Source organism: Streptomyces sp. NPDC090741 (assembly GCF_044769045.1).
Taxonomy (GTDB): Bacteria; Actinomycetota; Actinomycetes; order Streptomycetales; family Streptomycetaceae; genus Streptomyces.
This window is the reverse complement of record NZ_JBIVXF010000005.1, coordinates 312,221-325,577: the sequence shown is the minus strand read 5'-3', so window position 1 is coordinate 325,577 and position 13,357 is coordinate 312,221. Positions and strand designations below refer to the sequence as shown.

General features: G+C 72.1%; 11 protein-coding genes and 2 tRNA genes. 5 read left to right on the top strand and 8 right to left on the bottom strand.

All coding sequences use genetic code 11. The features are described from left to right. Positions 1–35: 35 nt before the first annotated feature. Positions 36–1,379: a deoxyguanosinetriphosphate triphosphohydrolase gene (locus ACIQU4_RS16475; protein ID WP_403730473.1), complete on the bottom strand. Its 1,344-nt coding sequence runs from the start codon at positions 1,377–1,379 to the stop codon at positions 36–38. A 65-nt stretch (positions 1,380–1,444) separates the two neighbouring features. Next, positions 1,445–2,182 carry a sirohydrochlorin chelatase gene (locus ACIQU4_RS16470; protein WP_403730471.1) on the bottom strand — a complete coding sequence of 246 codons (738 nt, stop codon included), beginning with the start codon at positions 2,180–2,182 and terminating at the stop codon, positions 1,445–1,447. A 330-nt stretch (positions 2,183–2,512) separates the two neighbouring features. On the opposite strand from ACIQU4_RS16470, the gene ACIQU4_RS16465 reads away from it, so the two are divergent. Beyond that, positions 2,513–3,208: a vancomycin high temperature exclusion protein gene (locus ACIQU4_RS16465; protein ID WP_403730468.1), complete on the top strand. Its 696-nt coding sequence runs from the start codon at positions 2,513–2,515 to the stop codon at positions 3,206–3,208. A gap of 17 nt (positions 3,209–3,225) precedes the next feature. Continuing rightward, positions 3,226–4,035, top strand: a complete 810-nt coding sequence (locus ACIQU4_RS16460; protein ID WP_403730466.1) for a glucose 1-dehydrogenase — start codon at positions 3,226–3,228, stop codon at positions 4,033–4,035. Between the two features lie 257 nt (positions 4,036–4,292). On the opposite strand, the gene ACIQU4_RS16455 is transcribed toward ACIQU4_RS16460, so the two are convergent. Together ACIQU4_RS16455 and ACIQU4_RS16450 are read right to left on the bottom strand one after the other, a co-directional pair. After that, positions 4,293–5,261, bottom strand: a complete 969-nt coding sequence (locus tag ACIQU4_RS16455) for a nucleotidyl transferase AbiEii/AbiGii toxin family protein (protein WP_403730463.1) — start codon at positions 5,259–5,261, stop codon at positions 4,293–4,295. Between the two features lie 28 nt (positions 5,262–5,289). Continuing rightward, positions 5,290–5,871, bottom strand: a complete 582-nt coding sequence (locus ACIQU4_RS16450) for a hypothetical protein (protein WP_403730460.1) — start codon at positions 5,869–5,871, stop codon at positions 5,290–5,292. Between the two features lie 174 nt (positions 5,872–6,045). Here ACIQU4_RS16450 and ACIQU4_RS16445 point away from each other — a divergent pair, with 174 nt between their 5' ends. Further along, positions 6,046–7,131 (top strand): RNA polymerase sigma factor, encoded by a 1,086-nt coding sequence (locus ACIQU4_RS16445; RefSeq protein ID WP_403730457.1) that lies wholly within the window; start codon positions 6,046–6,048, stop codon positions 7,129–7,131. A 128-nt stretch (positions 7,132–7,259) separates the two neighbouring features. Here the strand turns inward: ACIQU4_RS16445 and ACIQU4_RS16440 are convergent, their stop codons facing one another. From ACIQU4_RS16440 to ACIQU4_RS16425, 4 genes are all read right to left on the bottom strand, one after another. After that, positions 7,260–9,182 carry an ABC transporter ATP-binding protein gene (locus tag ACIQU4_RS16440; protein ID WP_403730454.1) on the bottom strand — a complete coding sequence of 641 codons (1,923 nt, stop codon included), beginning with the start codon at positions 9,180–9,182 and terminating at the stop codon, positions 7,260–7,262. Next, positions 9,179–10,912 (bottom strand): ABC transporter ATP-binding protein, encoded by a 1,734-nt coding sequence (locus ACIQU4_RS16435; RefSeq protein WP_403730451.1) that lies wholly within the window; start codon positions 10,910–10,912, stop codon positions 9,179–9,181. The genes ACIQU4_RS16440 and ACIQU4_RS16435 overlap by 4 nt, the downstream gene beginning before the upstream one ends. Positions 10,913–11,122: 210 nt before the next feature. Continuing rightward, on the bottom strand, positions 11,123–12,577 hold the full coding sequence (locus ACIQU4_RS16430; RefSeq protein WP_403730448.1) for an FGGY family carbohydrate kinase: 1,455 nt from the start codon (positions 12,575–12,577) through the stop codon (positions 11,123–11,125). 73 nt (positions 12,578–12,650) lie between these two features. Then, positions 12,651–12,953, bottom strand: coding sequence for a YtxH domain-containing protein (locus ACIQU4_RS16425; protein ID WP_403730446.1), 303 nt, complete (start codon positions 12,951–12,953; stop codon positions 12,651–12,653). A gap of 146 nt (positions 12,954–13,099) precedes the next feature. Here ACIQU4_RS16425 and ACIQU4_RS16420 point away from each other — a divergent pair. After that, positions 13,100–13,172, top strand: a tRNA-Asn gene (locus ACIQU4_RS16420). 5 nt (positions 13,173–13,177) lie between these two features. Continuing rightward, a tRNA-Asn gene (locus ACIQU4_RS16415) sits at positions 13,178–13,250 on the top strand. Positions 13,251–13,357 lie beyond the last annotated feature (107 nt).

The following is a 13,357-nucleotide window of genomic DNA, read 5'->3' as shown; positions in this document are numbered from 1 at the left end:
AGCCTGCCGCGTGAAGGGGGAATGGCCCGATCGGCTCACCCGACGGGGCGGCGCGTGCGCCGTGTGAGCCGGGCGTGCAGGGAGCGCGCGGAGGCGTCCGTGAGCGCCGCGATCTGGTCGATGACCGCGCGTTTGCGCGCTCTGTCGTCGGGCGCGGCGTCGAAGATCGCCCGGAACTGCGGGTCCAGGCCCTCAGGGGCGCGGGCGCTGAGGGCCTCGGCGAGTTCGGCCAGGACGATGCGCTGGTCGGCGCGGAGCCGCTCCTGCTCTTCGCGCTGCATCACGTACAGGTCGGCCACGGCCTTGAGGACCGCGCACTCGTTGCGCGCCTCGCGGGGAACGACCAGCTCGGCCGCGTACCGGGTCAGCCGGCCGGAGCCGTACGCCTCGCGGGTGGCGCCCTCGGCGGCCAGGCAGAACCGGCCGATCAGCTGGCTGGTGGCGTCCTTGAGGCGGGCCTGGGCGACGGCCGACCCGTCGTACCCGTGCGGCCACCAGTCCTGCTCCATCAGCCGGTCGAGGGCCTCGCGCAGTTCCTCCGGCGCGGTGTCGGCCGGCACGTACCGGCCGATCGCGACCTGCCAGATGGCGGTGCGCTCGGGCTCGGCGAAGAGGAGGTTGGGGTCGAGGTGCCCGGCGTGCAGCCCGTCCTCGAAGTCGTGGACGGAGTACGCGACGTCGTCCGACCAGTCCATCACCTGGGCCTCGAAGCACTTGCGGTCCGCGGGCGCGCCGCGCCGCAGCCACTCGAAGACCGGCAGGTCGTCCTCGTACGCGCCGAACTTGACCGAGTCGGGGTCGGTGGGGTGGCCGCCGCGGGCCCAGGGGTACTTGGTGGCGGCGTCCAGGCAGGCGCGGGTGAGGTTGAGGCCGACGCTGCTGAGCTCACCGGTGGCCGGGTCGGGCACGAACCGCTTCGGCTCCAGGCGGGTCAGCAGGCGCAGCGACTGGGCGTTGCCCTCGAAGCCGCCGCAGTCCTTCGCGAACTCGTTCAGCGCCTCCTCGCCGTTGTGCCCGAAGGGCGGGTGGCCCATGTCGTGCGAGAGGCAGGCGGCCTCGACCAGGTCGGGATCGCAGCCGAGGGCCGCGCCGAGCTCGCGGCCGACCTGGGCGCACTCCAGGGAGTGCGTCAGGCGGGTGCGGGGGCTGGCGTCCCAGTCGTACGAGCGGCTGCCGGGGGTGACCACCTGGGTCTTCCCGGCGAGGCGGCGCAGCGCGGCGGAGTGCAGCACGCGGGCCCGGTCGCGCTGGAAGGCGGTCCGGCCGGGGCGTTTGTCGGGCTCGGCCGCCCAGCGCTCCGTGTCGGACGCGTCGTACGGGGCGCCGGGGGCGTCCGGGTCGGGGTGCGGGGCGGGTGCGGTGCGTTCCATGCCTTCCATGCTCAGACGGTAACCGGGAACACCGACAATGCGACCAATCTGAGCAATCCGCGCCAACGCGGTCTTTATGCGGTGGCCAGTTTCAGGGGGGCCGCGTCGGGCAGGGGGGTGAGCTGCCGGGCCAGGGCCTCGTCGTAGCGCTGGAGCACGAGGCGGGCCAGGGCCGGGTGGTCGCCGAGCGGGGCGGCCGCAGGGCCGGGCGCGGCGGCGGCGCACTGCGTGGCGAAGCGGCCGGGGGCGGTGAAGTACGAGGCCACCGCGATCCGGTGGTGGCCGCGGGCGGTGAGGGCGCGGACGGCGTCGGGCACGGTCGGGGCGGCGGCGGAGGCGTAGGCCGGTACGACGGCCGCGCCGCCGAGGCGTTCGGAGAGCAGGGCGGCGGTGCGGCGGGTGTCGGCCGCCGAGTCGGGGTCGCGGGAGCCCGCGGCGGCGAGGACGACGGCCGTGCCCGTGCCGGGGGCCCGGCCGGCCTCCAGGAGCCGCTCGTACAGGGCCTCCACCAGCAGTGGATGCGGGCCGAGCGGGGCGGCGACGCGGGTGTGCAGGTGGGCGGCGCGGGCGGCGGCCGCGGGGAGGTCCCGCTTGACGTGGTGGCCGCGGCCCAGGAGCAGCGGGACGAGCACGGCCGCGCCGGTGGCGTCGCGGAGGGTCTCGCCGAGCAGGGGCCGGTTCAGCTCGATGTGGCCGAGCCGGACGTCGAGGTGGGGGCGGAGCTCGCGGATCCGGTCGAGGAGGGTCAGGACGGCGGGGAGGGCGCGGGGGTCGCGGCTGCCGTGGGCGACGGCGACGAGGGTGGGCTGCATGCGGGGGCTCCGTCGGACCGGCCCCCCGCCGGGCGCCACGGGCGCAATCCGCTGAGCTGCGTGCCGAGTTGGCTGGATATTCGGGTCAGCAGCTCCGTGGCGGTGGCGGGGGGAAAGGGGAGGGACAGGGACTCGGGAGGGTGCACCAGCTCCGTCATGAACCGATCCTGCGGGGCGCAGATGTCGGTGGCGTTGCGCAGGGGTGACGGGTGTTTACCGGGAGCTCACCCGCTCATTCGTGCGAGTGAAAGGCGGGGAGCGGGGAACTGGGGTGCGGGCGTAGATCGTCAATGTGTGCGAACGACGTGTGGCGCAACGGGGGGACCGACCATGAAGCGGAAGTCGAAGTCGAAGCTGATGCCGGGCTGGATGAGGACGCTGGCGGGGCGGCGGCGGGCCGTCCAGGCGGTGGTGGCCGGGTGCGTGCTGCTCCTGCTGCCCTCGGCGTGGACGCACGCGGCGGCCGCGGACCGGCTGCGGAGCACGGCCGACGCGCCGGCCGCCGAGGTCGCGGTGGTGTTCGGGGCGGGCCTGTGGAACGGGCGGCCGACCCCGTATCTGGCCAGACGGCTCGACGCGGCGGTGGAGCTGTACCGCACGGGCAAGGTCAAGGTCGTGCTCGTCACCGGGGACAACAGCCGCACCGAGTACGACGAGCCCGACGCGATGCGGACGTACCTGACGGCCCACGGGGTGCCGGGTGACCGCGTCGTCAGCGACTACGCCGGGTTCGACACGTGGGACTCCTGCGTCCGGGCCAAGGAGATCTTCGGGGTCAAGCGGGCGGTGCTGATCAGCCAGGGCTTCCACATACGCCGGGCCGTCGCGCTGTGCGACGCGGCGGGCTTGGACTCGTACGGGATCGGGGTGGACGACGAGCACGATGCGACCTGGTACTACGGCGGCACGCGCGAGGTCTTCGCGGCGGGCAAGGCGGCGCTGGACGCGGCCTTCAAGCCGGAGCCGCGGTTCCTGGGGCCGAAGGAGCAGGGGGTGTCGCGGGTCCTGGGGGCTCTGGCAGACTGACGCACCGTCGGCCGCGTATGCCGATTAGTCATATACCTTCGTCAGGGGTGTGGACCGTGGCTGTTGTGGATCTGACCGGCAAGGCCGTCGTCGTCACCGGGGGAGCGCGCGGGCTGGGCGCGGCCGCCGCGCGGGCCGTCGTGGACGGGGGCGGCAGCGTGCTGATCACCGACGTGCTGGAGGCGGAGGGTACGCGGACGGCGGCGAAGCTCGGCGGCGCGGCCCGGTTCCTGCGGCACGACGTCACGAGCGAGGCCGACTGGCAGGCCGCCCTCGACCACGCGGTGGCCGAGTTCGGCCGGATCGACGGGCTCGTCAACAACGCCAGCATAGCCACCGGGCAGCTCCTGGAGCACGAGAGCGTCGAGCACTTCCGGCAGGTCGTCGAGATCAACCTGGTCGGCACCTTCATCGGCATCAAGGCCGCGATACCGCTGCTGCGGGCGAACGGCGGCGGCTCCATCGTCAACATCTCCTCCGCGGCCGGGCTCACGGGCCTGGCGCTCACCGCCGGGTACGGGGCCTCCAAGTGGGGCGTGCGCGGCCTGTCGAAGATCGGCGCGGTCGAGCTCGCCGAGGCGCGGATCCGCGTCAACTCCGTTCACCCGGGCATGACGCTGACCCCGATGACGGCGCCGATCGGCATCCAGCCCGGCGAGGGCCGCTTCCCCGGTGCCCCGATGGGCCGCGTCGGCGCCCCCGAGGAGATCGCCGCGGCGGTCGTCTTCCTCCTCTCCGACGCCGCCGCGTACGTGACCGGCGCCGAACTGGCAGTGGACGGCGGCTGGACGGCCGGCCCGCCGATCAAGCCCCTGACGTCCCTCTGACCGGGCTTACGCCCTGAGCCGGGCGGCGCGAGCGTGGCGGAGGAGGTGGCCTCCTCCCGGGTGCGCCTGACCGGACCGCTCGTCCGCGCCCACGCCACCGGAGCGCCGGAGCCGGCCACCAAGGGCGCCGACACCGTCGGCGGGTGGATCAACCTCTGCCTGGCCGCCGGCCGCCCGGGCCGCCCGGGCGCGCGTCGCCGAGGTCCGGGGCGCCGACCCCGACAGCCTGCCCGCGTCCGGCCGCAGCGCGTACGAACTCAGAACGTCGGGCGCAGCGCCGCGACCAGCCTCTCGACGAAGGCCGCCTCACCGGACGACGCCAGGTGGGGGTACTCGGCCTCGAAGTGCTCCCACTCCGTGCCGGGGTACGCGGCCTCGGCCAGGTTCGCGAAGTCCTGGAGCTCAACCTCCCGGTTGGGCATGGGCCACTCGCCCGCCAGCCGGAACACGTCCTGGAGCAGTCCGTACGGCAGCGCGCACCGCTCGGCCAGCAGGACCGCGTCGTAGAGGTCCTTGCCCTGCGGATGCCCGTCGCTGATGATCCACAACAGTTTCCAGGCCAGCGAGAGTGCGGGCGACGCGGCCAGTACGAGGGCCCCGCAGTCGAGTTCGACCAACTCGGGCGGCGCCGCCAGGTGCTCGTTGAAGACGAAGTCCAGCTGGACCTGCCCGGCGGGCAGCCCCGGCACCGACCAGGGCAGAACCATCCGCTGCCCCGGCACCCGGTCGTACGTCCAGATCCGCTCGCGGATCGCACCCGAGGCCTTGATCCCGGCCCGCCCGTCGGCCGCCGCCGCAATGCCGTCCAGCATCCGCGTGCTGAGCCCGCTGTCCATCGCCGGTGTCTCCGGGACCACCACGAAGTCCAGGTCGCCCGGCTCCCGGGCGGCCTCCCCGAACCGGTCGGCGAGCAGCACACTGCCCCGCAGCACCAGCGAGTCCGCCCATTCGGAGCCCGAGACCGCCAGCAGCACGGCGTTCATCGCCGCCCGCCGCGCCCTGACCCACGCGGCGGTCCGCTCCGGGTCGTCGAAGACCGGATCCCCCGCCCGGTAGGCCTGCTGCAAGTGCTTCAGGGACGGGTCGAAGACGGGCCGCTGCCGTACGTCGTCCCCGGACACCGGCCGCAGTGTCCGCGGCAGTTCCTGCCTCGTCCGCGTCCTCTCGTCCAACGGCTCCCGCGGCAGTTCGGTGCTCCGCCGGTCGAACTCCTGCCACGTGCTCATCGCACTCCCGCTCTCACAGCCGCGCCGCTCATGCCGCCGCCCCCTCCTCGATCCAGCCGTCGTCCACCGACAGGTTGCTGTCGTACAGCACGAACTCCCGCTCCTCGGAGCGGATTTCGTACCCGGCGTCCATGAGGTCCGCGATCAGGGCGTCGCAGGACGCCGTCGCCTCCTGCGCCGTGCCCCGCCACCGCTGGGTCACGAACCGCTCGTGGCGGCCCTCGGGCAGGCGACGGCGCGCGTTCCACGACAGGTGCGCCCCGTGCGGGGTCACCAAGGTCTCCAGGGCGGCCCGGTCGAAGTCCGTCGGCAGCAGCAGCTTGAGGTGGTGCTCGAAGTAGCCGCCGCCCGGGCCCGGGCGGTCCGCGGTCCACGGAATCGCCTCCACCTTGACCCGGACCGGGTCGAAGCCGGCCGCCCGCAGCCGGGGCACCAGCGCCTCGTGGCCATCGCGGTCCGGCAGCGTCAGCATCGGCTGCGAGACCATCCGGCCCCGGGCCAGCAGGATGTGCGTCACCTTCAACCCCCGCCCCCCGGCCCACGCTTCGAGCCGCGCCAGTTCTCCCGGGTCCGGACAGCGCACCGTCACGTGGGTTTCGTACTCAGACATGGCATCGATCTTCTCGGACATGCGTCCGGTCCGCATCGGGATTCCCGGCGGGGGGTAACCATCCGGTCACGCACCGGACTCAGAAAGTGCTCGCACGCCCCTCGTGGCAGCGATGTGTCGTACCCCACACTGAGGTGCGGTGCCCCCGTCCTCGGAGCCCTGGAGGTCGCCCCCGTGCAGACCCAGATCCTGACCGTCAACGTGAGCCCGCCCGTCCAGGACACCGAGGCCACCGCGGCTGAAGAGCCAGAGGTCGACGCCGTGGACGAGGAGCCCGAAGAGCCCGAAGTGCTGGAGCTCGTCGAGCAGGTGCCCGAGCCGCGCCGGCGCGCCGACACCGGCGGAGCGAGCCCTTCCGCCGACCTGTTCCGCCAGTACCTGCGCGAGATAGGCAGGATCCCGCTGCTCTCCGCCGCAGAGGAGGTCGAGCTCGCGCGCCGCGTAGAAGCCGGCCTGTTCGCCGAGGAGAAGCTGGGCAACACCCCAGACCTCGACCTGCGGCTCGCCCTCGACCTCGACAAGCTCGTCGTCATGGGCCGGATGGCCAAGAGGCGCCTCATCGAGTCGAACCTCCGGCTCGTCGTCTCCGTCGCGAAGCGCTACGTGGGCCGCGGGCTCACCATGCTCGACCTCGTGCAGGAGGGGAACCTCGGACTCATCCGGGCCGTCGAGAAGTTCGACTACGCCCGCGGCTACAAGTTCTCCACCTACGCCACCTGGTGGATCCGGCAGGCGATGTCGCGGGCCCTCGCCGACCAGGCCCGCACCATCCGTGTGCCCGTCCACGTCGTGGAGCTGATCAACCGCGTCGTGCGCGTCCAGCGCCGCATGCTCCAGGAGCGCGGCTACGAGCCCACCGCCGAAGAGGTCGCCGTCCACCTGGAGCTGACCCCCGAGCGGGTACTGGAGGTGCTGCGCCTCGCCCAGGAGCCCGTCTCGCTCCACGCACCGGTCGGCGAGGAGGACGACGTCGCCCTCGGCGACCTGATCGAGGACGGGGACGCCGCCTCGCCCATGGAGTCCGCCGCGTTCTTCCTGCTCCGCGAGCACCTGGAAGCGGTGCTGTCCACCCTCGGCGAGCGCGAGCGCAAGGTCGTGCAGCTGCGCTACGGCCTGGCCGACGGCAGGCCCCGCACCCTGGAGGAGATCGGGCGGATCTTCGGCGTGACCCGCGAACGGATCCGGCAGATCGAGTCCAAGACGCTCAACAAGCTGCGCGACCACGCCTTCGCCGACCAGCTCCGCGGCTACCTGGACTGAGCCAGGAGGCCGGATACCGGATACCGGATACCGGAGAACAGAGACCGGAGAACAAAGACCGGAGACCGGTACGGAGAAGGGGTGCCCCCCTCGGGAGGGCACCCCCACACCAAGCCGGCACGTCGACGCTAGTCGACCTCGGCCACCGCCTGCGCGAACTGCGCCGCGTACAGGCGCGCGTACGCGCCCTCCGCCTCCAGCAGCTCCTCGTGCGTGCCCTGTTCCACGATCGAGCCGTTCTCCATCACCAGGATGACGTCCGCGTCGCGGATCGTGGACAGCCGGTGCGCGATCACGAAGGACGTACGGCCGTGCGCCAGGCGGGCCATCGCCTTCTGGATCAGTACCTCGGTACGGGTGTCCACCGAGCTCGTCGCCTCGTCGAGCACCAGGATCACCGGGTCCGACAGGAACGCCCGGGCAATGGTGATCAGCTGCTTCTCGCCCGCGCTGACGCCCGCGCCCTCGTCGTCCAGCACGGTGTCGTAGCCGTCCGGCAGGGTGCGGATGAACCGGTCCGCGTGGGCGGCGCGCGCCGCCTCCTCGATCTCGGCGCGCGTGACCTCGCGCGCCGCGCCGTACGCGATGTTCTCCGCGATGGTCCCGCCGAACAGCCACGTGTCCTGGAGCACCATGCCGATGCCGCCGCGCAGTTCCTCGCGGGTCATCTTCGCGATGTCCACCCCGTCCAGGGCGATCTCGCCGCCCGTGACCTCGTAGAACCGCATCAGCAGGTTCACCAGCGTGGTCTTGCCGGCACCCGTCGGGCCGACGATCGCGACCGTGTGGCCGGGCTCGACCGTCAGCGACAGGTTCTCGATCAGCGGCTTGTCCGGCTCGTAGCGGAAGGCCACCTTGTCGAGCGTGACCTGGCCGCGGATCCGCTCCGGACGCTCCGGAACCTCGGCGTCCGGCTCCTGCTCCTCCGCGTCGAGCAGCTCGTACACCCGCTCCGCCGAGGCGACACCGGACTGCACCAGGTTCGCCATCGAGGCGACCTGCGTCAGCGGCATCGAGAACTGGCGCGAGTACTGGATGAAGGCCTGCACGTCACCGATCGACAGGCTGCCCGAGGCCACCCGCAGACCGCCGACGACCGCCACCAGCACGTAGTTGATGTTCGAGATGAAGAACATCACCGGCTGCATGATCCCGCTGACCAGCTGCGCCTTGAACGAGGCCCGGTACAGCGCATCGTTGTGCTCGGCGAAGACCGCCGCGGACTCCTTCTGCCGGCCGAAGACCTTGACCAGCGTGTGGCCCGAGTACATCTCCTCGATGTGCGCGTTGAGCGCGCCCGTCGACTTCCACTGCGCCACGAACTGCGGCTGCGACTTCTTGCCGATCTTCGCCGCGACGAAGACCGACACCGGGATCGTCACCAGCGCGACCAGCGCCAGCAGCGGGGAGATCCAGAACATCATCGCCAGCACGCCGACGATCGTCAGCAGCGAGTTGAGCAGCTGGCCCATCGTCTGCTGGAGCGTCTGCCCGATGTTGTCGATGTCGTTGGTGGCCCGGCTGAGCACCTCGCCGCGCTTCTGCCGGTCGAAGTACGACAGCGGCAGCCGCGACAGCTTCGCCTGCAGCTCCTCGCGCATCCGGTACACGGTGCCGTTCATGATGTGGTTCGACAGCCGCGTCGCGACCAGCATCAGCAGGCCGGAGAGGGTGAAGACCACCAGCGCCCAGATCGCCACGACCCCGACGGCACCGAAGTCGATGCCCTCGCCGGGGGTGAAGTCGGTGCCGGACAGCATGTCCGCCATCCCGCCCTCGCCCTTGGCGCGCAGCCCGTCCAGCGCCTGCTGCTTGGTGATCCCGGCCGGCATCTGCCGGCCGATGATCCCCGCGAACACCAGGTCGGTCGCCTCGCCGAGGATCTTCGGACCGACGACCGAGCAGCCGACGCTGCCGACGACGGCGGCGACCATGCCCCACAGCTTGACCCGGTCCTGCGCGATCTGGCTCAGCAGCCGCTTGCCCGAGCCCTTGAAGTCCATGGACCGCTCGGCCGGCCCCATCATCATCCGTCCTCCGGGCCCGCTCATGCGGCCTCCGCCTCCGTCAGCTGGGAGAGCACGATCTCCCGGTAGGTCTCGTTGTCGGCCATCAGCTCGTGGTGGCGTCCCTCGCCCACGACCTGGCCCTCGTCCAGCACGATGATCCGGTCGGCGTCGCGGATCGTGGAGACCCGCTGGGCGACGATGACCACCGTCGCCTCCTCCGTCTCGCGGGAGAGCGCCGCGCGCAGCGCCGCGTCCGTCGCGTAGTCGAGGGCCGAGAAGGAGTCGTCGAAGAGGTAGATCTCCGGGCGCTGCACCAGGGTGCGGGCGATGGCCAGGCGTTGGCGCTGGCCGCCGGAGACGTTGGTTCCGCCCTGGGTGATGGGCGCGTCCAGACCGCCCTCCAGCTCCGACACGAAGTCCTTGGCCTGGGCCACGTCCAGCGCGTGCCACAGCTCCTCGTCGGTGGCGTCGGGACGCCCGTACCGCAGGTTGGAGGCGACGGTTCCGGAGAAGAGGTACGGCTTCTGCGGGACCATGCCGACCGTCTTGGCCAGCAGCTCCGGGTCGAGGCGGCGTACGTCCTCACCGTCGACCAGCACATCGCCGCCGGTCGCGTCGAACAGCCGCGGGACCAGGCCCAGCAGCGTGGACTTGCCGCTGCCGGTGGAGCCGATGACCGCGGTGGTCTCGCCGGGGCGGGCCACCAGGTCCACCCCGCGCAGCACCGGCGCCTCGGCGCCCGGGTAGCGGAAGTCGGCGCCGCGCAGCTCCAGCTGCCCGCGGGCGAGCAGCTTGCGTACGGGGGCGACGGGCGGGACCACGCTGGACTCGGTGTCCAGGACCTCCTGGACGCGCTCGGCACAGACCTCGGCGCGCGGCACCATCATGAACATGAAGGTGGCCATCATCACGGCCATGACGATCTGCATCAGGTAGGCGAGGAAGGCCGTCAGCTGGCCGATCTCCATGCCGCCGCTGTCGATGCGCATCGCGCCGAACCAGATGACGGCGACGCTGGAGATGTTCACGACCACGATCACGGTCGGGAACATCAGCGCGAGCAGCTTGCCGGCCGCGAGGGAGACCCCGGTCAGGTCGGCGTTGGCCTCCCGGAAGCGGTCCTTCTCGTAGTCGTCGCGGATGAAGGCGCGGATCACGCGGTTGCCGGTGATCTGCTCGCGCAGCACCCGGTTCACGGTGTCCAGGCGGACCTGCATCTTCCGGAACAGCGGCCGCGTCCGGAAGACGATCGCGCCGACCGACAGGCCGAGGACGGGGACCACGGCCAGCAGGACGCCCGACAGCTTCACGTCGAGCGAGAGCGCCATGGCTATGCCGCCGATGCACATGATCGGAGCCGAGACCATCAGCGTGAAGGTCATCAGGACCAGCATCTGGATCTGCTGCACGTCGTTCGTCGTACGCGTGATCAGCGAGGGCGCGCCGAACTGGCCGAGCTCGCGCGCCGAGAAGCTCTGCACCCGGTCGAAGACCGAGGCGCGGATGTCGCGGCCGACGGCGGCCGCGGTACGGGCGCCGAAGTAGACGGCTCCCATGTTGCACACGAGCTGGACGAGGGAGACGCCGAGCATCAGCGCGCCGAAGCGCAGGATGTAGCCGGTGTCCCCGCTGACGACACCGTTGTCGATGATGTCCGCGTTGAGCGTGGGCAGGTAGAGGCTTGCGCTGGTCTGCAGCAGTTGCAGCAGGACCAGGAGGGCGATCGGTTTCCGGTACGGACCCAGATGGGTCCGCAGAAGTCGTATGAGCACGCGTAGGCTCCGGTCGGCAAGATCGAGGGGGTTCACCCCATCTTCGGCCACCGCGCGGCCGATCCCCACCGGTTTTCGCAAAGGCCGGTCAAAAGGAGTAGACCGGCCGCCGGGCCTACTCCAGCGGCAGTAGGCCCCGCGCCCGAGCGGGCGTCGGGCCGCTCAGCCGCTCGGCCGCTCAGCCGCTCAGTTTCTCGGCCGCTCGGCCGCTCAGCCCTGGAACGCCCCGGGGTGGATCTGCTCCCGCGTCGCGATGTACTGCTGGCGCACCGCCTGCCAGGCCGGGTACTCCTCGCCCGGCTCGAAGACCTGCGCCGCCGGACCCGGCCACACCGGCGGGGTGTGCGGGGCCAGCGTCCCCTGTTGCACCCCGAGCGCCCAGGCGGCCTGGCGCGCCGCGCCCAGCGCCGCGTAGTCGGCCGGCGCCGGTACGACGACCTGCGTCCCGAACAGCCCCGGAGCCGCGGCCTGTACGGCGGGCAGCTCGGCCGCCGCGCCCAGCAGGAACACCCGGCGGATCTCCACCCCGCGCGAACGCAGCACGTCGAGCGCGTCGACCAGCCCGCACAGCATGCCCTCGAACGCGGCCCGCGCCAGGTGCTCCGGCTTCATCGAGTCCCGCCGCAGCCCGGACAGGGTCCCCGCGGTGTGCGGCAGGTTCGGCGTCCGCTCACCCTCCAGGTACGGCAGGAGTACGAGGCCGTGCGCACCCGGCGTCGACTTCAGCGCGAGCTCGGACAGCCCCTCCAGGTCGGTGCCGAGCAGCTCGGCGGTGCCGCGCAGCGCCCGTACGGCATTGGAGGTGTTCACCACCGGCAGGTGCATGCCGCCGGCGTCGGCCAGCGAGGTGATCAGCCCGCCCGGCTCCGACAGCGCCTCGCGGTGCACGGCCATCACCGAGCCGGAAGCGCCCAGCGAGACCACCGCGTCGCCGGGGCCGAGGCCCAGACCGAGCGCGGCGGCCATGGTCTCCCCGGTGCCGGCGGAGATCAGCAGCCCCTCCGGTGTCATCCCGGCGGCCTCGGCCGGCCCGAGCACCTCGGGCAGCAGCGCCGTGTGCCCGAGCGCCAACTCGACCAGGTCGGGGCGGTAGGAGCCGGTGGCCGGCGACCAGTACCCGGTACCCGAGGCGCCGCCCCGGTCGGTGGTCCGCCGGGCCGGCCGGCCCAGCAGCTGCCAGACCAGCCAGTCGTGCGGGGACATCAGTACGGCCACCCGGCGGGCCGCCTCCGGCTCGGTGCGGGCCAGCCAGGCCAGCTTCGCCACCGGCTGCGCCGAGTGCGGGACGGACCCGACGGCCTCGGCCCAGGCCTGCCGGCCGCCGAGCGCCTCGATCAGGTCGGCGGCGGCCACCTGCCCGCGCTTGTCGTTGCCGATCAGGGCCGGGCGTACGAGGGCGCCCTGCTGGTCCAGGGGCAGCAGCCCGTGCTGCTGCGCGGAGACGCCGATGGCCTGCACGCCTTCGAGGAGCCCGCCGCCGGCGGCCTCGCCGAGGGAGAGCAGCCAGGCCTGCGGGTCGGTCTCGTGGGGGTGGACGCCCTCGGGATCCCCCGTCGGCTGCGGATGCGGGGCGTACCCCTGGCGCAGCACGGCACCCGTGTCGGTGTCACAGACGACGATGCGAGTGAAGGCGGAAGAGCTGTCCAGCCCGGCGACTATCCCCATGCGGAGAATTCTGCCGCACGCCGGGGCGGGATCCGCCGCCCGGAGGCGCCGGATCCCGCCCGTTTCCAGCGGTTCAGGTGTTGCTGGTGCCCCATTCATCCTCGGAGCCGCCGCCGGCCCGGTCGCGCAGTCCCCGTACCCGCCCGGCCAGGGAGGCGGGCACCGCGTCGCCGACCTTGTGGCTCACGGCGGCGTAGGCCTTCCCGGCGTACTCCCGGCCCGTCTGCCCGGCGCTCTCGGCGGCATTGCGCACCGCGGGGTTCTGCGCGATCTCGCGCATGGACTTCTTCAGCTGCTCGTAACGCTCGCGCCCCGCGCGGGTTCCGAGGACGTATCCGAGGGCCAGTCCGACCACGAACGTGACCTTGTACCGCATGCCTGCCACCCTTCGTCGTGTGGTGCCCGGCCGGCTGGCGATACCGATTGGCGGAGCACCCCCCTGCTTGCGCTAATCTATGACTCGCAACGGGCGCTCGCCCCTCCAGCAAGGCCGGAGGTGGGCTGTTCGGTGCACCGCAGCAATCCCCTGTAGCTCAATTGGCAGAGCAGCCGGCTGTTAACCGGCAGGTTACTGGTTCGAGTCCAGTCGGGGGAGCGCAGTCCCCTGTAGCTCAATTGGCAGAGCAGCCGGCTGTTAACCGGCAGGTTACTGGTTCGAGTCCAGTCGGGGGAGCATGAAAGAAGAGGACCTCACGCGGGGTCCTCTTTCTTTTTGCCCTGGTTCTGGAACCGGGCAGCCCTCAGAACGGTCTCCCTCAGCAGGCGAAGCCGATCATGCGA

Coding starts and splice junctions, on each gene's coding strand:
- ACIQU4_RS16425 (WP_403730446.1), bottom strand. CDS start 12,953: ATGCGGTACAAGGTCACGTTCGTGGTCGGACTGGCCCTCGGATACGTC.
- ACIQU4_RS16465 (WP_403730468.1), top strand. CDS start 2,513: ATGAAGCGGAAGTCGAAGTCGAAGCTGATGCCGGGCTGGATGAGGACG.
- ACIQU4_RS16470 (WP_403730471.1), bottom strand. CDS start 2,182: ATGCAGCCCACCCTCGTCGCCGTCGCCCACGGCAGCCGCGACCCCCGC.
- ACIQU4_RS16455 (WP_403730463.1), bottom strand. CDS start 5,261: ATGAGCACGTGGCAGGAGTTCGACCGGCGGAGCACCGAACTGCCGCGG.
- ACIQU4_RS16450 (WP_403730460.1), bottom strand. CDS start 5,871: ATGTCTGAGTACGAAACCCACGTGACGGTGCGCTGTCCGGACCCGGGA.
- ACIQU4_RS16430 (WP_403730448.1), bottom strand. CDS start 12,577: ATGGGGATAGTCGCCGGGCTGGACAGCTCTTCCGCCTTCACTCGCATC.
- ACIQU4_RS16475 (WP_403730473.1), bottom strand. CDS start 1,379: ATGGAAGGCATGGAACGCACCGCACCCGCCCCGCACCCCGACCCGGAC.
- ACIQU4_RS16460 (WP_403730466.1), top strand. CDS start 3,226: ATGCCGATTAGTCATATACCTTCGTCAGGGGTGTGGACCGTGGCTGTT.
- ACIQU4_RS16440 (WP_403730454.1), bottom strand. CDS start 9,182: ATGAGCGGGCCCGGAGGACGGATGATGATGGGGCCGGCCGAGCGGTCC.